A 19,101-nucleotide genomic window follows, 5' to 3' on the forward strand; every position below is an offset into this window, starting at 1 on the left:
CGCGCCTGGGTCACTCCTCGCCGCGCGCCCTCAGTACCACCTTGTTCACGCCCCACAGCCCGATGCCGACGGCCATCAGCACCCCGGCCCGGATGTAGACCTCCGCGGGGCGGTCGGCCAGGGGGCTCGCGAGGATCAGGGCCGTGAGGGCGCCGAGCACCGGAAGGACCGTCGGCGCGCGGTAGTGCTTGTGCTCGACGGGGTCGCGGCGCAGGACCAGGACCGCCACGTTGACCACCGCGAACACGCAGAGCAGCAGGAAGGCGGTCGTGTCGCCGAGGCCCTCGATCTCACCCGTCGACACCAGACCGATCGCCAGCAGCGAGACGAAGACGATGCCGACCACCGGTGTGCGGCGGCGGGCGAGGACCCGGCCCATCGCGCGCGGCAGGATGCGCTCGTTGGCCATGCCGTAACAGAGCCGCGAGGCCATCATGATGTTGATCAGCGCCGAGTTGGTGACCGCGAACAGGGCGATGAGCGCGAAGAGTTTGTGCGGGAAGTCGATGCCGCCCGCCTTCACCACCTCCAGCAGCGGCCCGCTCGACCCTTCGAGCACCTTGTAGTCGACGAGCAGCGACGACACCAGCGCCACCAGGACGTAGATCGTGCCCGTCACCGCGACGCCGAGGAAGATCGCCCGGGGGAACGTGCGTGTCGGGTCCTTCGTCTCCTCGGCCATGTTCACCGAGTCCTCGAAGCCGACGAACGCGAAGAAGCCGAGCGCGGTCGCACCGAGGACGCCGGTCATCAGGGCGTAGGCCGTGCCGTCGCCCGCCTCGAACTCCGTCAGGCGCGCGGGCTCGCCGTCCCCGCTCAGGACCGCGTACGCGCCGATCGCGAGGATGATGGCCAGGCCCGTCAGCTCGACGAGGGTGAGGACCACGTTCGTCTTCACGGACTCCGAGACGCCCCGCAGGTTCAGCGCCGCGAGGGCGACGATGAAGAGGATCGCGACCAGCGTCGGCGGCAGCGCGTTGCTCGTCAGCTCCCCCAGGTAGTCGCCGCTGAAGGCGCGGGCCGCGGCGCTCGCCGACGAGAGGCCCGAGCACATCACCATGAAGGCGATGATGAAGGTGAGGAACGGGACCTTGAACGCCTTCTGCGTGTAGAGGGCGGCGCCCGCCGCCTTCGGGTACTTGCCGACCAGCTCGACGTACGACGCCGCCGTCAGGATCGCCACCACGAAGCCGATCGCGAACGGCAGCCACAGCGCGCCGCCGACCTTTCCCGCCACCTTGCCGGTGGTGGCGTAGATGCCGGTGCCGAGGATGTCGCCGATCACGAAGAGGATCAGGAGCTTGGGGCCGATCGCGCGGTTCAGCGCGGGTTCTCCGGACGGCGGCGTACCGGTGGCCTTTTCGGATGTCGTCACAGGATCATCTCCCCCGAGGGTGTGCCGGGAGGGAGCGTCTGCCCCGGAAGTGCCGATGGGATGCGGGAGTTGAGCAACCTCAGAGGTCGCGCAGCGCGTCCCGCAGCGCACCCCCCGACTCGGCGACGATCTCCTGAAGGCTCTGCGGCTCCCGCACGGTGGCGAAGCCGACTTCTCCGTCCCGGCCCGCGGCGAAGCCGTAGATGCCGGGCCGGGCAAGGCTGTTGTACGAGTAGTGGTGTGCGAAGTAGTACGCCCCCGTGTCGAGCACCGCGGCGTAGTCGCCCTGTGCGAGCAGCGGGAGCGGGCGGTTCTCGGCGAGCAGGTCGCCCGCGAAGCACGCGGGGCCCGCGATGTCCTGGCCGACGGCCGGGCCGCTCTTGGGGCGGCCCTTCTCGTCGTACGCGGCGATCCGCAGCGGCCAGGACGCGGGCGCGTACACCGTGCGGGCGGCCACCTGGACGCCCGCGTGGGTCACGGCGATGGGCCGGGTGCCCGCCGACTTGGCGTACTCGACGCGGGCCAGGACCGTGCCGTGCTTGGCGAGCAGCGAGCGGCCGAACTCGGTGACGATGCCGTACCGCCCGTCGAGCAGCCCCGGCACGCGGGACTTCAGGCGGCGGGCGTACTGCGCGTGCGTCGGGGTCTCCTCGTCCGAGCCGAAGTTGACGGGCAGGCCGCCGCCGATGTCGATGGTGTCGATCTGCCGCCGGCCGGCCCGTTCGTTGATCTCCTCGGCGAGCTCGTACGTCGCCGCGACGCCCCGCACCATCAGCTCCAGGGGCATGCCCTGCGACCCGGAATGGGCGTGCAGACGCGTCAGCCACGGGCGGTCGAGATACGCCTGGACGATCCATTCGCGAGCGCCCTCGTCCAGCAGCGCGACACCGAACTTGGACGTCGCGGTGGCGGTGGACAGGGCGCCGATGGAGCCGCCGCCGATCTGCGGGTTCACGCGCAGGCCGATGGGGGAGCCGGTGGGCGCCGAGCGGGTCATCGCGTCCAGGCGCGCCAGCTCCTGCGGGTTGTCGGCGTTCACGGCGATGCCGAGGGCGAGGGCCTCGCGCAGCTCGGCGGCGGTCTTGGCGGGCGAGTCGAGGACGGTGTGCGTGGGCGGCACACCGGCGGCCCGCGCGAGGGCGAGCTCGCCGGGGCTTGCCACCTCGGCGCCGATGCCCGCGTCGCGCAGGAGGCGCAGGACCGGGACCAGGGGCGACGCCTTCACCGCGAAGGCGTGCAGGACAGGGGTGCCGGGCGGTGTGACCGCCTCGAAGGCGGCGTGCAGGGCGGCGGCGGCCGAGCGGATGCCGGTGACGTCCAGTAGCCCGATGATCGGGGACGCGGGGTCCACGAGGCCCTGCTCGACGGCGGCGCGGACGGCCTGGTCACGCCGGACGGCGCGGTCGGTCGGGTCCTCTCTGTCCAGCTTGGGTGCGTGTGCGGTCTCCGTGCCCTGATCGCTCATGTGTTCCAGCCAATCATCCGTCACGTGGTATCGCTGCCCCGTCTACGTATTGACTAGCTCTATTCAACATCGCAGGATGTGAATAACAAGGTCACAGCAGAGCGTCACGAGGAGGCATCGCCATGTCAGGACCCCGCCCCGTACGGGCACCGCGCGGTACGGAACTGAGCGCCCTGGGATGGCAGCAGGAAGCCGCCCTGCGCATGCTGCAGAACAACCTCGACCCCGAGGTCGCCGAGCACCCCGACAAGCTCGTCGTCTACGGCGGCACGGGCAAGGCGGCCCGCGACTGGCGCTCGTTCGACGCGATGGTGCGCACTCTCAAGACCCTCAAGCAGGACGAGACGATGCTCGTCCAGTCCGGCCGCCCGGTCGGCGTCATGCAGACCCACGAGTGGGCCCCGCGCGTCCTGATCGCCAACTCGAACCTCGTGGGCGACTGGGCGAACTGGGAGGAGTTCCGGCGCCTTGAGGCCCTCGGCCTCACGATGTACGGCCAGATGACCGCGGGCTCCTGGATCTACATCGGCACACAGGGCATCCTCCAGGGCACGTACGAGACGTTCGCCGCCGTCGCCGCGAAGAAGTTCAACGGCACGCTCGCCGGGACGATCACCCTCACCGCCGGACTCGGCGGCATGGGCGGCGCCCAGCCCCTCGCGGTGACGATGAACGACGGCGTCGCCATCTGTATCGACGTCGACCCGCGTGCCATCGAGCGCCGCATCGAGCACCGCTACCTGGACGTGAAGGCCGACTCGCCGCAGCACGCGCTCCAACTGGCGGTGGAGGCCCGGGACGCGCGCAGGCCCCTCTCCATCGGCCTGCTCGGCAACGCCGCCGACCTGCTCCCGCAGATGCTCGCCGAGGGCGCCCCGATCGACATCGTCACGGACCAGACCTCGGCCCACGACCCGCTCGCCTACCTCCCCTCCGGCGTCGACTTCGACGACATGGCGTCGTACGCGGCCAAGGACCCGGCGGGCTTCACCACCCGCGCCCGTGAGTCCATGGCCAAGCACGTCGAGGCGATGGTCGGCTTCATGGACGCGGGCGCCGAGGTCTTCGACTACGGCAACTCGATCCGCGGCGAGGCCCAACTCGCGGGCTACGAGCGCGCGTTCGCCTTCCCCGGCTTCGTCCCCGCCTACATCCGCCCGCTCTTCTGCGAGGGCAAGGGCCCGTTCCGCTGGGCGGCGCTCTCCGGCGAGGCGTCGGACATCCACAAGACGGACAAGGCGCTGCTCGACCTCTTCCCGGAGAACGAATCCCTGCACCGCTGGATCAAGATGGCGGGCGAGCGCGTCCACTTCCAGGGCCTGCCCGCGCGCATCTGCTGGCTCGGCCAGGGCGAGCGCGACAAGGCGGGCGACATGTTCAACGACATGGTCGGCAACGGCACCCTCGCCGCCCCCCTCGCCATCGGCCGCGACCACCTCGACTGCGGTTCCGTCGCATCGCCGTACCGCGAGACCGAGGCCATGCTCGACGGCTCCGACGCGATCGCCGACTGGCCGCTCCTGAACGCCATGGTGAACGTCGCCTCCGGCGCGTCCTGGGTCTCCATCCACCACGGCGGCGGCGTCGGCATGGGCCGCTCCCTCCACGCGGGCCAGGTCTCGGTGGCCGACGGCACGAAGCTGGCCGGCGAGAAGATCCGCCGCGTCCTGACCAACGACCCCGGCATGGGCGTCATCCGGCACGTCGACGCGGGTTACGACATCGCGGAGTCGGTGGCGGACGAGAAGGGCGTACGCATCCCGATGCGCGAGGGCGACGAAGCCGGCCAGGGCAGCAAGGGTGACCAGGCGTGAGCGACACGTTCCACGCCATGTGGCGTTCGCTGCGGCCCATCGGCCGCAGCGACGCCTCGGGCGGCTACCGCCGTTATGCCTGGACCGGCGCGGACGCCGCGTGCCGCCTCTGGTTCCAGGCGCAGGCGGAGGCACGCGGCCTCGACTACGAGGTCGACCGCAACGGCAACCAGTGGGCCTGGCTCGGCGACCCGGCCCGGGGTGACGCGGTGGTCACGGGCTCGCACCTGGACTCCGTCCCCGACGGCGGCGCCTTCGACGGCCCGCTCGGCGTCGTCTCGTCCTTCGCGGCCCTCGACGAACTCCGCGCACGGAAGGTGTCGTTCCGCCGCCCCCTCGCCATCACCAACTTCGGCGACGAGGAAGGCGCCCGCTTCGGCCTCGCCTGCGTGGGCTCGCGCCTGACCGCAGGACAGCTCACGCGGGAGAAGGCGTACGAGCTGACGGACGCGTCCGGGATCACCCTCCCGCAGGCGATGGAGGCGGCGGGCTACGACCCGTCCACCATCGGCCCGGACCCCGAACGCCTCGCGGGAATCGGCGCGTTCGTGGAGTTGCACGTGGAACAGGGCCGAGCCCTCGACCTGACCGGCGACCCCGTGGGCATCGCCTCCGCCATCTGGCCGCACGGCCGCTGGCGCTTCGACTTCAGGGGCGAGGCCAACCACGCGGGCACCACCCGCCTGGTGGACCGCCGCGACCCGATGCTGTCGTACGCGGAGACGGTCCTGGCGGCCCGCCGCGAGGCCGAACTCGCGGGCGCGGTGGCGACGTTCGGCAAGATCGCGGTCGAGCCGAACGGCGTGAACGCGATCCCGTCCCTGGTCAGGGGCTGGCTGGACTCGCGCGCCGCGGACCAGGAGTCGCTGGACACGGTCGTGACGGGCATCGAGAAGGCGGCCCGCGAGTACGCGGACCGGCACGGCATCGACCTCGACGTCGTCCAGGAGTCCTTCACGCCGGTGGTGGAGTTCGAGGACGCCCTGCGTGACGAACTGGGCCGCATCCTCGGCGGCAGCACCGGCAGGGAGCTGCCCGTCCTGGGCACGGGCGCGGGACACGACGCGGGTATTTTGTCCGGCTCGATCCCCACCGCCATGCTGTTCGTACGGAACCCCACGGGCATCTCACACTCCCCGGCCGAGTTCGCCGCCGAGGACGACTGCGTGGCCGGGGTGACCGCACTGGCCGACGTACTGGAAGGGCTGGCGTGCAGGTGACGCGGACTTACTGGCTGGAGCAGGCCTGGCTCGACCCGACGGTCGAGCCGGGCGTGGCGGTGGAGGTGACGGACGACCGGATCACGGCGGTCCGCAAGGGCGTCGAGACACCGCCACCAGGCGCGACGGTCCTGCGAGGCCTGACGCTGCCGGGCCTGGCGAACGCCCACTCGCACGCCTTCCACCGGGCCCTGCGGGGCACGGTCCAGGTGGGCTCCGGCACGTTCTGGACGTGGCGCGAGGTCATGTACTCGGTGGCGGACCGCCTGACCCCGGAGACGTATCACGCGCTGGCCCGCGCGGTGTATGCGGAGATGGCCCTCGCGGGCATCACCACGGTGGGCGAGTTCCACTACGTGCACCACGCGCCGGGCGGCACGCCCTACGCCGACCCCAACGCGATGGGCGAGGCCCTGATCGAGGCGGCTTCCGACGCGGGTGTCCGCATCACGCTCCTGGACACGGCGTACGTGGCGTCGGGGCTGCTGTCGCAGACGCGGGGCGAGCCCCCGAACCGCCACCAGCTCCGCTTCTCCGACGGTACGACGGAGGCGTGGGCGGAGCGGGCCTCGGCCCTCAAGGACCGCGACCACGCGCGGATCGGCGCGGCGATCCACTCCGTACGGGCGGTACCGGCGAGCCAGTTGGGCACGGTGGCGGAGTGGGCCTCGTCGCGACAGGCCCCCCTCCACGTACACCTCTCCGAGCAGAAGGCGGAGAACGAGGCGTGCGAGGCGGTCCACGGCTGTACCCCGACCCGCCTTCTGGCGGACCACGGAGTACTGGGCCCGCGCACGACGGGCGTGCACAACACGCACCTCACGGACGCCGACATCGCACTCTTGGGCCGGTCCTCCTCGGGCACGTGCATGTGCCCGACGACGGAACGCGACCTGGCGGACGGCATCGGCCCGGCGGTCGCCCTGCAACGAGCGGGCAGTCCGCTCTCCCTGGGCAGCGACAGCCATGCGGTCATCGACATCCTCGAAGAGGCGCGGGCGATGGAGCTGAACGAGCGCCTCCGCTCGCACACGCGGGGTCACTGGACGGCGGCGGCGCTGCTGCGGGCTGCTACGGCGGACGGGCACGCGGCGCTGGGCTGGGCGGACGCGGGAGTCCTGGAGCCCGGCTCCCTCGCCGACTTCGCGACGGTGGCGCTGGACTCGGTCCGTACGGCGGGCCCGCTGCCTCGCCTGGCGGCGGAGACGGCGGTCTTCGCGGCGACGTCGGCGGACGTCCGCCACACGGTGATGGGGGGCCGCCATGTCGTACGGGACGGCCTCCACGCCCTGGTACCGGACGTACCGGGGGCGTTGGCGGAGGCGGTGGGAGCGCTGCGGGACTGACCGATCCGACCGTCCCCCAAACCGCCGCTACGCGACGAATCCCTCCCACCCACCCACCCACCCGGCAGTGTTCCGCCCGCCGAGCCGCCTCTGCGCGGCGAACCTTTCCCACCCACCCACCCGATCACCCACCCACCCGATCACCCGGCAGTTGCCCGTGCCTCTTCAGCCCGTCCGGCGTTTGAGGACGAGCTCGGCGGAGCCGGTGATCAACGGTCACCACGGCCGGCGGAGCCGGAGAATTCGGGAAGGGGTGGGATCGGGGAAAGAAGACCGCCCGAACCTCAGCCCACCACGGAGACCCCCATGACGACGACCGCCATCACCAACATCGGCAGCCTGGTGACGAACGACCCCGCCCTGGGGGACGGAAGCGCCCTGGGCCTACTCACGGACGCCGCCGTCGTCCTGGACGGCGAGACCATCGCCTGGGTGGGCCCGGCCGCCAAGGCCCCCGCGGCGGACGAGACGTACGACGCGAAGGGCCGCGCCGCCATCCCCGGCTTCGTCGACTCCCACTCCCACCTCGTCTTCGCAGGAGACCGCACCCAGGAGTTCAACGCCCGCATGTCGGGCCGCGCGTACTCGGCGGGAGGCATCCGCACCACGGTCGCCGCCACCCGCGCCGCCACCGACGCGACACTCGAGGCGAACCTCACCCACTACCTCCGCGAGGCCCTGCGCCAGGGCACGACCACCTTCGAGACCAAATCGGGCTACGGCCTCAACACGGAGGACGAGGCCCGCGCCCTCCGCATCGCGGCACAGCACACCGACGAGGTCACGTTCCTCGGCGCCCACATCGTCTCCCCGGACTACGCCGACGACCCGGCGGCGTACGTGGACCTCGTCACCGGCGAGATGCTGGAGGCCTGCGCCCCCCACGCCCGCTGGATCGACGTCTTCTGCGAGAAGGGCGCCTTCGACGGCGACCAGGCCCGCGCGATCCTCACCGCCGGCAAGGAGAAGGGCCTGCACCCCCGCATCCACGCCAACCAGCTCTCCTACGGCCCCGGAGTCCAGCTCGCCGTAGAACTGGACGCGGCGTCGGCGGACCACTGCACGCACCTCACGGACGAGGACGTCGACGCCCTCGCGAACAGCGACACGGTGGCGACGCTCCTCCCCGGCGCGGAGTTCTCCACCCGCGCCGAGTGGCCGGACGCCCGCCGCATCCTGGACGCGGGCGCGACGGTGGCCCTCTCCACCGACTGCAACCCGGGCAGCTCGTTCACGTCCTCGGTCCCGTTCTGCATCGCCCTCGCGGTACGCGACATGGGCATGACCCCCGACGAGGCGATCTGGTCGGCCACGGCGGGCGGCGCGGCGGCGCTGCGCCGCACGGACATCGGCCGCATCACGCCGGGCGCGCGGGCCGACCTCGCACTCCTGGAGGCGCCGAGCCACGTCCACCTGGCGTACCGCCCCGGCGTGCCGCTGGTGAGCGAGGTCTGGCGCCGGGGCGCGAGGGTGGTGTGACGCCGATTGCAGAAAAGTCGCGCTGGGTGGGCGGTATGTCCGTTATCCAGCGCGACTTTCTTGCAATACGTCCCTACTAGACGCCGAGTCAGACGCCGAGTTGGCCCTGCGTGACCGCCGCGACGAAGGGGGCCCACGCGGACGCCGGGATCACGAGGGCGGGGCCGTGCGGCGCCTTGGAGTCCCGGACGGGGACTACGCCGGGGAGGCCGTCGGCGACTTCTAGGCAGAGACCGCCAGAGCCGTTGCTGTAGCTGCTCTTACGCCAGGTGTGGACGTTCAAGCCAGCGCTTGCACTTGCCATTTCCGTAATCCTCCGCAGCCGTCTCGATCATCTTCAGGGATTTTTCGGGGGGCAGTGCAGCAGCTCTGAGCCGACCGTATGCCCCGGCGTACTGTCCTACGAGCTCTGGCTCATCGATGATCTGCCCGCTGTACATGCCCTCCGTGTACATGAGCGGTGGGGAGTCCTTGAAGGCCATGAGCCAGGTCGTGCCCATCATGAAAGGGTGCGCCCCGGCGTTCCACGGAAGGATCTGTGGAATGAAGCGACGGTGTTGAGCGACGGCGACGATATGGGCGAGTTGCTCGGCCATCGCCTCCTCTCCGACGAGCGGCTGCCGAAGGATCGACTCGTGCAGCACGGCCCAGCACTCGGGGCCCTTCGGGTCTTCGAAGACCCAGGCTCGTTCCCGCCGGGCGTCGACCTTCGCCGTGACGGACTCGTCAGCTTCCCGAGGGTGTGCAGCGAGAACAACGGCCCTGATGTACGGCTCTAGTTGAAGTGGCCCGGGGATCAGGGTGGGGTTCCACTCCTCGATCTCCTTCGCGCGCTTCTCCAGCTCCACTACGTGGGCGAAGTACTCGGCGTGCTTGCTCCTGCGGGCCTTCTGCACATCCCCGCATCGCCGCTCGAAGAAGCCGTCAGTCCGCAGGAGTTGGTCCACATGGCGCGCCAGCTCCCACGGCATTCGCCGCTGCCCCCGCTCGATCTCGCTCAGGTAAGACACCCCGAAGTAGCTGCCCTCCACGGTCTCCTGGAGCGTCCGCCCCGCCGCCTCCCGTTTCCAGCGCAACTCCTTGCCGTAGAAAGCGGGAACGCTCGCCGAGCCGTCAATGTCCCTGCGTGCCGCCACAGCTGACCGCCTCCACACTTCGCACTGTGGAACCCAAACCCCTGTCACGCTACGCCACCACAACGCCACGGTGTGAGCACATCGTCACAGAGCGCACTGAAGGACGTACCCCCCATGAGAGACCCCGTCCCAGCCTTCACCCCCACCCCCGACTTCGAACTCTCCCTACTGGCAGTCCCGAAGGCGGTCCCCGAACTCCGCCGCACCCTGAGCCGGCACTCCTACGGCGGCCCGCACCCCGACCTCCAACTCTGCGTGAGCGAACTGCTCAGCAACGTGATCCGGCACCTCGGCGAGGGAACCCCCGTCACGGTTCGCGTCACCGGCACGCGAGGCGGCGGCCGGGTCCGCGTGGCCGTCACCGACCCCGACCCCCGGGCCTGGCCGCTGCTCCGGCAAGCGGGCCGCGACGACGAGACGGGGCGGGGACTGGCCCTGCTGGACGCCGTTTCGTTGCGCTGGGGCGTGGAGCAGGGGGCCGACAGCAAGACCGTCTGGTGCGAACTGGGGGAGGCGTAGTTGCCGCGACGCCGGGTGCGACCATGCCTCTCATGAAGACCATCGGCCTCATCGGGGGCATGAGTTGGGAGTCCAGCGCCGAGTACTACCGGCTGCTCAACGAGCTGGTGCGGGAGCGGCTCGGAGGGCTGCACTCCGCCCGTTGCGTGCTGTACTCCGTCGACTTCGCGGAGATCGAGCGGATGCAGGTCGCGGGGGAGTGGGAGCAGGCGGGCGAGGTGCTCGCCGGGGCCGCGAAGGGGGTCGAGGCGGCCGGGGCTGAGCTCGTGCTGATCTGCACCAACACCATGCACAAGGTCGCAGAACAGGTCCAGGCGGCTCTCTCCGTGCCTCTCCTGCATCTCGCGGACGCGACCGCCGACGCGGTCCTGCGGGGCGGTCTGCGGCGCGTGGGGCTGCTCGGGACCGCGTTCACGATGGAGCAGGACTTCTACCGGGAGCGGCTCGCCTCGCACGGGCTCGACGTACTCGTGCCGGACGCAAAGGGGCGTGCTCTCGTGCACCGGGTGATCTACGAGGAGTTGTGCCTCGGGGTGGTGCATGAGGCGTCCAGGGTCGGGTACCAGAACGTCATCGAAGATCTCGTACGGGAAGGAGCTGAGGGCGTCATCCTGGGATGCACCGAGATCGAGCTGCTGATCGGGCAGGAGCACAGCCCGGTACCGCTCTTCCCGACGACGCGGCTGCATGCGGAGGCGGCGGTGGCGGCAGCGACGGCGATGGAGGCCGAGTGATGTAGGCAGGCGACAGCAACCCACCCGCCTACCCCTGGACGCGGGGCAAACGGGTGGGTAGGTGGGAGGCATCCGTCGCGAAGCGGCGGTCGAGGTGTCCCGGAGAACGCCGAGCGGCGAGATCCCTCACTCGTCGACGGTCAATCCCTTGCGCAGCTTGACGAGCGTGCGCGACAGCAGGCGCGAGACGTGCATCTGCGAGATGCCCAGCTCATCGCCTATCTCCGACTGCGTCATGTTGGCGACGAAGCGGAGCGAGAGGATCTTCCGGTCACGCGGCGGCAGTTCGGCGATCAGGGGCTTCAACGACTCGACGTACTCGATGCCTTCGAGCCCGTGGTCCTCGTAGCCGATGCGGTCCGCGAGCGCGCCCTCGGAGTCGTCCTCCTCGGGCTGGGCGTCCAGCGAGCTCGCCGTGTAGGCGTTGGACGCGGCCATGCCCTCGACGACCTCGTCGTTGGAGATGCCCAGGCGCTCGGCGAGCTCGCCCACCGTGGGGGCGCGATCGAACTGCTGGGCGAGTTCGTCGCCCGCCTTGGCGAGGTCCAGTCGGAGTTCCTGAAGGCGGCGCGGGACGCGCACCGACCAACTCGTGTCGCGGAAGAAGCGCTTGATCTCGCCGACGATGGTCGGCATCGCGAAGGTGGGGAACTCGACGCCTCGACTGAGCTCGAAGCGGTCGATCGCCTTGATCAGGCCGATGGTGCCGACCTGGATGATGTCCTCCATGGGCTCGCTGCGGGAGCGGAACCGGGAGGCGGCGAACTTGACCAGCGCGAGGTTGAGTTCGACCAGGGTGTTGCGCACGTACGCGAATTCGTGCGTGCCTTCCTCGAGTGATTCGAGGCGTTCGAAGAGGGTCTTGGACAGAGCCCTCGCATCCAGCGGCCCCACCTCGTCGAACGGCGGGATCTCGGGCAGGTCGGCGAGCCCTTCGAGGGCCTCCGCCTCCGGCATGGCCGTCAGGTCCGGGAGTTCGCCGGGCGTGGCTTCCGTGCGGGGACCCGGGATCTCGGTCTCGGAACGGTGCGGTGGGAGTGTCGACGTCGCTCGGTCAGTGCGCGATTCGTCGAGCCGGGGTGACATGGTGTCCTCCATCGTTCTCGGCATATGGCTGCCGATGCCAATACGTGCACTGCGGTGTGCGGCGCCTCCAAAGCCGTCAGTGTTGATTACTGTCTCTTCTACCCCTACCCGTTTCCACAGCCCGGTCGCAAGTGCGTTGTGCGGCTAAATGTCCGATTTCGGGGGGATGTTCGGGTACCCGAGGGCGTGAGGAAGGCGTAATGTTCAGGGGCGTCATCATCAGCCACGACGGTCGGAAGTGAGTGACGGAATGGACCGCGGGACAGTCGGTAGCGCGCATCGGGGCCGGCTTCTGGTCGAAGTCCGGGCAGAAGGCCCGAGCGTCGTCGTTACTCCGGCGGGTGAGTTGGATCACCACACCGCCGATTTGTTGCGTGAGCCGCTCGAGGCATGCCTCGGCGACGGCTTCTCACGCCTGGTCGTCGACTGCTCGCGCCTGGAGTTCATGGACTCCACCGGACTCAATGTCCTACTGGGGGCCCGGCTCAAGGCCGAGGCAGCGGGAGGTGGGGTACATCTGGCAGGGATGCTGCCGGTGGTGGCCAGGGTCTTCGAGATCACCGGGGCCGAGGCCGTCTTCAGTGTCCACGAGACGCTCGCGGACGCGTTGGCCGACTGACCGGGCCGGCTGACCGGCGGCCCGCTGACGGAGCGTGCTCAAGAGTTACGTGTCAGTTGTCTCTGCGTGATCACTGCGTTACGAGTGTCACACGGGTCGCGTCGAATAAGTGGGTGTTCTCACGGTTCGGCCGGGCAGGAGACACCCTGGATACGTAGACAGCGGTCCGCGCACAATCGTTGCCAAATCAACAGCCGGAACGGCCGAGCAGCCGATGACCCCTCTTGGAGCCCTGCTTCTTGTCCAGTTCCTTGTCCAGAGTCCTCTTGTCGGTGAGGTGAAGCGCTGATGAGCACCACCCGGCCTTGCTCGCCGGGCGACCGCGGCCCGGAGCCCGAGGCCGTCGTCGCGGCCGCCCCCGCGGACCAGGCTGTCCCGGCGGCCACGGTCCGTCAGGGGCGCCAGGTCCGCAGGCTGAGCCTGAGCGGCGCCAGTGGCATCGTGCCGCTCGCCCGGGACTTCGCGCGCCAGTCGCTGCAGGCGTGGGGCTGGCTGCCCGCGGCGGGCGCCGATCAGCGTGCCGCCGCGGAGGACGTCCTCCTCGTCGTGTCCGAGCTGGTGACCAACGCGTGCCTGCACGCCGAGGGCCCCGACGAGCTCTGGCTCTCCTCCGACGGCAAGGTGCTGCGGATCGAGGTGTCCGACCGCGGCGCCGGCCAGCCCGAGCCCCGTACCCCGCACCGCGCCGGCCGGCCCGGTGGGCACGGAATGTTCATAGTCCAGAGGCTCTGCCTGGACTGGGGGGTTGTCCGCACCCCGGGAGTGGCGGGCAAGACGGTGTGGGCCGAGCTGAGCGCGCCCGCATAGGGCCCGCTCAGTTCCCCCTTGGGTTACCCACGGTTCGTACGCGCGCCGGATCATTGAGATCCGGCGCGTTCTTTGTCTTCCCTCGGCAAGGCCCCGGGCGTACCTTGAGCGCCCAATCTGATGTGCCGTCAGTAAATCCACACCGCGGCACGCCACGACCGGCATGAGGGGAACCCGAGGTGTCGTACCAGAAACGAACGGCTGTGCTCGCGCTTGCCACGGCCCTGGCCGGCGGCTCGGCGGTGCTGATGGCCGCCCCCGCCGCGCAGGCCGAGGTCCAGGACGTCAACTACCAGTGCAAGACGCCCATCGGCAACAAGGGCGCGGTCTCGCCGATCGACATCAAGAGCGTGAAGAGCGGCAGCGGCTACAAACTCACCATGTCCTTCCAGAAGGGCGTCTCCTCCAGCCCCGTGGAACTGGGCAAGGGCGCGATGAAGCCGAGCGCGCTCATCAAACTGGGCGGCGCGGAGAGCGGCACGGTGCCGGTGTCCGGAGCGCCCAACGACAAGGCGATCCCCGCCAATACCCCCATCAAGATCAGCGACCTGTCGGGGACGTACACGCCCAAGAAGAGCGGCAAGGTCACCTTCACCGCGGGTGTCCTGACGATCAAGGCACTCGGTACGACGACGACGTGCACTCCGTCCAACACCCCCAAGCCCTCGCTCTCCCTCGACGTGAAGGGCTCGGGCGGCGGCGGATCGACTGATGACGGCGGCTCCGGCTCAGGCGCGTCGACTGACGACGGCGGCTCGGCCAGCGCTCCCTCCGGCGGCGAAGAGCTTCCGCAGACCGGCCCCGCGGACTCCGCCATCGCGCTCGGCACCCTCGGCGGCACGGTGCTGCTCGCGGGCGCGGCGGGCGCGCTCTGGCTGACCCGCAGGAACCAGGCGGCCCGGTCGCGGTAGGCGCGGCGCGCGGAACGAGCACGAAGCGTACGAAGCGCACGAAGCGTACGAAGATCCAGGAGCCGCCGATGCCGCCGAAGCCGTCGCCGCTGTCCGTTGCCCGCGCTCTCACCGTGGCCGTGGCCTTACTGGTGACGGGCGTGGCGCCGGCGGACGGGGTGTCCGCCGACGACTCCGGGGCCTGGTCCGTCGCGCCCTCCGCGGGAGGAGGGACGCGGCCGGCCAAGGACGGGCGGCCGTACTTCTACGTGGAGGGCACGCCAGGTTCCGTCCTCCAGGACACGGTGACGGTCACCAATCCGGGGCCGAAGCCGCGCACGGTGGAGCTGAGCGGCGCGGACGCGGACAACACCAAGGGCGGCGCGTACGCCCTGGAGCGGGGCAGGCCGAAGGACACCGGGTCCTGGATCACCTTCGCCGAGCGCAAGGTGAAGGTGCCGCCGCGCACCCGCGCCGAGGTGCCGTTCAGCGTGAGCATCCCCGAGAACGCCGTGCCCGGCGACCACCCCGGGGCGGTCGTCGCGCGCGAGGGCGGCCGAGACGCCGGGGTCCGCGTGCATCTGCGGGTGAGCGGTCCCACGCTGTCCGCGCTCACGGTCGAGCGCGTACGGGCCGAGGGCGGGCGCATCTCGTACGACGTCGTCAACCGCGGCAACACGGTCCTGACCCCCAGGCTCAAGGTCCACGCGGAGGGCGTGTTCGGCCCACTGCTCGACCGGGGGCCCCGCACGCTCCCGGTGGAACTCCTCCCGGGCCGCAGGGTCACCCTCACCGAACCGTGGAAGGACGCCCCCACGCTCGACTCCGTGAAGGTCACGCTCACGGTGACGGCATCGGGCGGAGCCCACGGCGAGGCGACGGCATCGGCCCGCTTCGTGCCGTGGGGAGCGGTGGCGGGGGCGGGGGCCGGGGTGCTCGGCCTGGCGGCGGCGGGCGTCTGGTTCGTCCGCAGACGCAGAGCGGCGGCCGAGGAGCTGCCACCGGACGCGGAACCTGAACAGGGCGTCACAGAACCGGAGTTGGCGGGAGTGGGGACGGCAGAGGGAGAGCAGCTGTGAACGGCAACCCGTTGTGGGCGGTTCGGCGGTGCGTCGCCGTGACCGCCGTGCTTGCGGCCATGGCCTTGGTGCTGCTCCCGGCGGCGGGGGCCGGCGCCGCCGAGAAACCGGCCGTCACCCTCTCCAAGACCGAAGCGGGCAAGGGCGGTGACATCACCGTCAAGGGAGAGGGGTGGCGGCCGAACGCCCTCCTGATGATGCTCGTCTGCGGTCAGTCCACCCCCGCCGACGGCGTGCCCGGCGGCACGAACTCCTGCGCCAACGACAGCGGGCGTGCCGTCACCACGGACGACGAGGGCGCCTTCAGCAAGAAGCTCCCCGTGGCCGAGCCGCCCAAGCCCTGCCCCTGCGTGGTCCACGTGGCCACGGTCACCGGGGACAAGGCGCAGGCGGACGCCGTGTTCGCGGTCGCCGGGCATCCCGTGAAGCCCCTGCCGAAGCAGCAGGCCGGCGGGAAGCTCTCCGTCCTCACCGACACGCGCCTCGAAGGGTCCAGCGGCGTCCTGACCTGGTTCGGCGCCCCGCCGTCCCGCAAGTTCGTCTTCACCGTGGGCAACGTCGGCTCGGCCCCGGTCAAGGACCCGGTCTTCCAAGTGGGCACCTCCCACGGGGTGTTCGCCCCGCAGTGGGAGGAACAGCAGTGGCGCGGCACCATCGCGCCGGGCAAGAAGGCGCAGATCAAGCTGCCGGTCGAACTGTCGGCCGGGGCGCACGGCGACTACCTCGTCTCACTGAGGTTCGGCGGCAAGGTGCTCGCCGAGCAGCCCTGGGGCGTCGGACGCCCGTGGGGCGTCACCGTCTTCTGGATCCTGCTGTGCGTCGTCGTGCCGGCCGCCGTCTTCCGCATCGGCATGGCGGTGGTCGACAGGCTGCGACCCCACCGCCGCCGTCGCCGCGGCTCCCGCCCCGCGGGGCGCCATCGCACCGGCAGGATCGCCGAACTCACCGACCGCATACCGAGGTTGCGGCTGTCCCAGGGGGCGGTCGCGGCGGACGAGGCGGCCCGTACGCCACGTACGAAGCCGCCCCGCGATACCGGCGGGCCATCCGTCAAGGACACCGCCGCGCACACGGGCACCCTCCCGTGGTTCACCCCTGACACAGACCCCGGCTCCGGGACCGCACCCGCCGCCGGACAGCTCTCCGCACCGTCAGAGAACAGCCCGACGACGAAGGGAAACACGTGATCAGCACACGACGGAGAGCGGGCGCGGCCTCGGTCTCGCTGCTGCTCGGCGGGGCGGGCATCCTGCTGGGCGCGGGCCCCGCGCAGGCGGCCGAGGTGGCGTACAAGACGGAGTGCATCCCGCCGTCCATATCGGGGCTGCCGCCGGTGCAGGGCACCACCAAGGTGGAGATCACCGCGCCGGCCACCGCGAAGGTGGGCGACGAGGTCGAGGTCGTATGGAAGACCACCGAGGCCGCGTCCAAGAACCCGGACATCCTCGACCTGGACAAGGACACGGTGAAGCCGACCGGCACGATCAAGCTGGGCGGCGGCCAGAGCGGTGACCTGGCGGTGGCGGGCGAGCGCGTGAACCCGCCGATCAAGAAGAACAGCCCGATGATCCTGTCCGACATGAAGGGCAAGCTGAAGCTGACCAAGGCGGGCGACATCACGCTCACCCCGGGCGCGTACAACATCAACGTCAGCAAGCCGATGTCGACCGACACCAAGTGCACGCCCAAGGAAGAGGTCAAGGCGGGCGCGACCATCAAGGTGACGGAGGGCGGCGGCGGTTCGGGTGGTGGCACGGCCTCAGGTGGCGGCACTTCCGGTGGCGGTACGTCGGGCGGTTCCGCGTCCGGCGGTGACACGGGCGGTGACACCGGCGGCGGCTCCACCGGCGGCGGTGGCGGCGAGACCGACTTCCCCGGCAAGGAGGTCCAGACCCCCTACAAGTGCAAGACGCCCATCGGTGACAAGGACGCCACGTCCCCCGTCCAGATCAACGCCAAGAAGGACGGCGGGAACTACGGCCTCACCGTCGAGTTCAAGAAGTCCGTCATGGACAGCCCCGCCGACATCCCCGCGGACTCGGTGAAGCCGTCGATGGAGGTCAAGCTGGGCGGCGCGGACAAGGGCACGGTGCACGTCGAGGGCCCCACGAACAAGGAGCCCATCAAGTCGGGCGACCCGATGACCATCCCTGACCTCACCGGCACCTACAAGCCGGGCGCCGACGGCAAGTCGACGCTGTCGCCCGGCGTCCTGACGGTCAAGGCACTCGGTACGACGACGACCTGCACCCCGTCCAAGGCGGAGGTGTCCCTGGAGATCGACACGGCGGCGCAGCCCGGCGGGGCGGCCGGCGGTTCCGGGTCGGCCGGTGGCTCCGGCTCGGCGGGCGGCTCCACGACCACGGGCGGCGGTGCGGCGGGCGGCGGCCTCGCGGAGACCGGCGCCGAGAATGACGGCACGCTGCGGGCGCTCGGGCTTGTGGCGGGCACGGTGATTCTGCTGGGCGGCGCGGTCTTCACGTTCCTCCCCGGGCGGAGGCGCGGCCTGCGCTGACGCGCCCGAAGGGGCGCGGGGAACTGCGCGCTCAGCCGAGCACGGCCCGCGGTCGACGCAGACGCGTCTGCCTACGGCGGTTGGTCGGCGGGTGCAGGCCGCCTTGGGCCGCTCGCGCAGTTCCCCGCGCCCCTGACGGGGCGCCCCTCAGATGTGCTTCCTGAGCCACCTCAGGACGGCCTGTGTGACCGCGGGATCACGGAGAAGCTCACCCCCATGCGCCGTACCCGGCACAATCCGCACCGCGACGTCCCGCAACCCCGCCACTGTCTGCGCGTGCGCGAGGTCCGTGGAGTGGGCGACCGGGACGAAGTCCGCCGCCGAGTGCGTGAGGTAGAGCGGCGCGTCGTCCTTGCCGGAGGCGTGCGACTTGGCCACCAGGTCGCCCCAGTTCTTCCAGCACCGCCCGGAGGCCCGGGCCGGCACACACCCCGCGAGCAGCTCCGCCGTACCCCGCAGCTTGCGCTGGGCCGGAGAGGCGGCGGTCATCCCGCCGTCCTTCCAGGCGCGGTAGGGCGAGGCGACGGGGGAGAGGGCCACCACGCCGCGCACCCGGCCCCGCCCGGCGCCGTACGCCCCCGCGCTGACGGCGAGATGCCCGCCGGCGGAGGACCCGAGGACCACGGGCGCGGCGCCGCCACGCCGCTTCACCCACCGCAGGGCGGCGAGTACGTCGTCGCGCTGCGCGGGCCAGGCGGCGTCGGTGGCGAGCCGGTAGTCGGTGTCGTACACGGTGAACCCGCGCGCCGCGAACCACCGCGCCCACCCGCTCCAGTCGGTGTCCCGCACCCAGGAGCCGCCGTGCAGGATCATCAGGGCCGGGCGCCCGGACCGGTCGCCGTACACGGTGATGTTCTGCCGCGCGTGCTCCCCGTACGAGAAGGTCCGGACGGGCGGCGGTTCGGGTGCGGCCTCGACGGCGGCAGTGGACGACGACAGCAACGCCACGCAGAGGGCGAGGGCCGGCAACGTACGACGCATGGCCAGATGCTGCACCGTCTCGCGGCCGCAGACCCG

General features: G+C 70.9%; 18 protein-coding genes. 12 read left to right on the top strand and 6 right to left on the bottom strand.

The annotated features are described in order from the left end of the window. Positions 1 to 10: 10 nt before the first annotated feature. Together ACWFRU_RS35420 and ACWFRU_RS35425 are read right to left on the bottom strand one after the other, a co-directional pair. The gene (locus ACWFRU_RS35420) at positions 11 to 1,375 is read right to left on the bottom strand and encodes an APC family permease (RefSeq protein WP_453692199.1); all 1,365 of its coding nucleotides are present in this window, start codon (positions 1,373 to 1,375) and stop codon (positions 11 to 13) included. A gap of 79 nt (positions 1,376 to 1,454) precedes the next feature. Beyond that, a complete protein-coding gene (locus ACWFRU_RS35425) occupies positions 1,455 to 2,840 on the bottom strand; it encodes a diaminopimelate decarboxylase (RefSeq protein ID WP_453692200.1) in 1,386 nt (461 codons plus the stop codon). A gap of 122 nt (positions 2,841 to 2,962) precedes the next feature. Between ACWFRU_RS35425 and hutU the strand changes: the two genes are divergently transcribed. The 4 genes from hutU (at position 2,963) to hutI (ending at position 8,699) form a co-directional block, all read left to right on the top strand. Further along, positions 2,963 to 4,654 carry a urocanate hydratase gene (hutU, locus tag ACWFRU_RS35430; protein WP_453692201.1) on the top strand — a complete coding sequence of 564 codons (1,692 nt, stop codon included), beginning with the start codon at positions 2,963 to 2,965 and terminating at the stop codon, positions 4,652 to 4,654. Between the two features lie 17 nt (positions 4,655 to 4,671). Continuing rightward, positions 4,672 to 5,874: an allantoate amidohydrolase gene (locus ACWFRU_RS35435; protein WP_453692257.1), complete on the top strand. Its 1,203-nt coding sequence runs from the start codon at positions 4,672 to 4,674 to the stop codon at positions 5,872 to 5,874. Next, complete coding sequence (locus ACWFRU_RS35440) at positions 5,871 to 7,220, top strand: formimidoylglutamate deiminase (RefSeq protein ID WP_453692202.1); 1,350 nt, start codon at positions 5,871 to 5,873, stop codon at positions 7,218 to 7,220. The genes ACWFRU_RS35435 and ACWFRU_RS35440 overlap by 4 nt, the downstream gene beginning before the upstream one ends. Before the next feature lie 306 nt (positions 7,221 to 7,526). Continuing rightward, on the top strand, positions 7,527 to 8,699 hold the full coding sequence (gene hutI / locus ACWFRU_RS35445) for an imidazolonepropionase (RefSeq protein ID WP_453692203.1): 1,173 nt from the start codon (positions 7,527 to 7,529) through the stop codon (positions 8,697 to 8,699). Positions 8,700 to 8,787: 88 nt separating this feature from the next. Here hutI and ACWFRU_RS35450 read toward each other — a convergent pair whose 3' ends face one another. Both ACWFRU_RS35450 and ACWFRU_RS35455 read right to left on the bottom strand, forming a co-directional pair. After that, positions 8,788 to 9,003 carry a DUF397 domain-containing protein gene (locus tag ACWFRU_RS35450; protein ID WP_453692204.1) on the bottom strand — a complete coding sequence of 72 codons (216 nt, stop codon included), beginning with the start codon at positions 9,001 to 9,003 and terminating at the stop codon, positions 8,788 to 8,790. Next, a complete protein-coding gene (locus ACWFRU_RS35455) occupies positions 8,960 to 9,835 on the bottom strand; it encodes a helix-turn-helix domain-containing protein (protein ID WP_453692205.1) in 876 nt (291 codons plus the stop codon). The genes ACWFRU_RS35450 and ACWFRU_RS35455 overlap by 44 nt, the downstream gene beginning before the upstream one ends. Positions 9,836 to 9,949: 114 nt before the next feature. Between ACWFRU_RS35455 and ACWFRU_RS35460 the strand changes: the two genes are divergently transcribed. After that, complete coding sequence (locus ACWFRU_RS35460) at positions 9,950 to 10,354, top strand: ATP-binding protein (protein ID WP_453692206.1); 405 nt, start codon at positions 9,950 to 9,952, stop codon at positions 10,352 to 10,354. 32 nt (positions 10,355 to 10,386) lie between these two features. Continuing rightward, the gene (locus ACWFRU_RS35465; RefSeq protein ID WP_453692207.1) at positions 10,387 to 11,088 is read left to right on the top strand and encodes an aspartate/glutamate racemase family protein; all 702 of its coding nucleotides are present in this window, start codon (positions 10,387 to 10,389) and stop codon (positions 11,086 to 11,088) included. A gap of 126 nt (positions 11,089 to 11,214) precedes the next feature. On the opposite strand, the gene ACWFRU_RS35470 is transcribed toward ACWFRU_RS35465, so the two are convergent. Next, positions 11,215 to 12,186: an RNA polymerase sigma factor SigF gene (locus ACWFRU_RS35470; protein ID WP_453692208.1), complete on the bottom strand. Its 972-nt coding sequence runs from the start codon at positions 12,184 to 12,186 to the stop codon at positions 11,215 to 11,217. Between the two features lie 238 nt (positions 12,187 to 12,424). Here ACWFRU_RS35470 and ACWFRU_RS35475 point away from each other — a divergent pair, with 238 nt between their 5' ends. From ACWFRU_RS35475 to ACWFRU_RS35500, 6 genes are all read left to right on the top strand, one after another. Beyond that, a complete protein-coding gene (locus tag ACWFRU_RS35475) occupies positions 12,425 to 12,793 on the top strand; it encodes an STAS domain-containing protein (RefSeq protein ID WP_453692209.1) in 369 nt (122 codons plus the stop codon). Between the two features lie 288 nt (positions 12,794 to 13,081). After that, on the top strand, positions 13,082 to 13,600 hold the full coding sequence (locus tag ACWFRU_RS35480; protein ID WP_453692210.1) for an ATP-binding protein: 519 nt from the start codon (positions 13,082 to 13,084) through the stop codon (positions 13,598 to 13,600). 179 nt (positions 13,601 to 13,779) lie between these two features. After that, positions 13,780 to 14,511 carry an LPXTG cell wall anchor domain-containing protein gene (locus tag ACWFRU_RS35485; RefSeq protein ID WP_453692211.1) on the top strand — a complete coding sequence of 244 codons (732 nt, stop codon included), beginning with the start codon at positions 13,780 to 13,782 and terminating at the stop codon, positions 14,509 to 14,511. Positions 14,512 to 14,579: 68 nt separating this feature from the next. Then, on the top strand, positions 14,580 to 15,569 hold the full coding sequence (locus ACWFRU_RS35490) for a COG1470 family protein (RefSeq protein WP_453692212.1): 990 nt from the start codon (positions 14,580 to 14,582) through the stop codon (positions 15,567 to 15,569). 59 nt (positions 15,570 to 15,628) lie between these two features. Beyond that, positions 15,629 to 16,756, top strand: coding sequence for a hypothetical protein (locus ACWFRU_RS35495; RefSeq protein WP_453692258.1), 1,128 nt, complete (start codon positions 15,629 to 15,631; stop codon positions 16,754 to 16,756). Next, positions 16,756 to 18,084 carry a hypothetical protein gene (locus tag ACWFRU_RS35500; RefSeq protein ID WP_453692259.1) on the top strand — a complete coding sequence of 443 codons (1,329 nt, stop codon included), beginning with the start codon at positions 16,756 to 16,758 and terminating at the stop codon, positions 18,082 to 18,084. Before ACWFRU_RS35495 ends, ACWFRU_RS35500 begins: the two co-directional genes overlap by 1 nt. A gap of 147 nt (positions 18,085 to 18,231) precedes the next feature. On the opposite strand, the gene ACWFRU_RS35505 is transcribed toward ACWFRU_RS35500, so the two are convergent. Next, on the bottom strand, positions 18,232 to 19,065 hold the full coding sequence (locus ACWFRU_RS35505) for an alpha/beta hydrolase (protein ID WP_453692213.1): 834 nt from the start codon (positions 19,063 to 19,065) through the stop codon (positions 18,232 to 18,234). Between the last annotated feature and the right edge of the window lie 36 nt (positions 19,066 to 19,101).

It is taken from the genome of Streptomyces sp. NPDC055099, assembly GCF_053607685.1.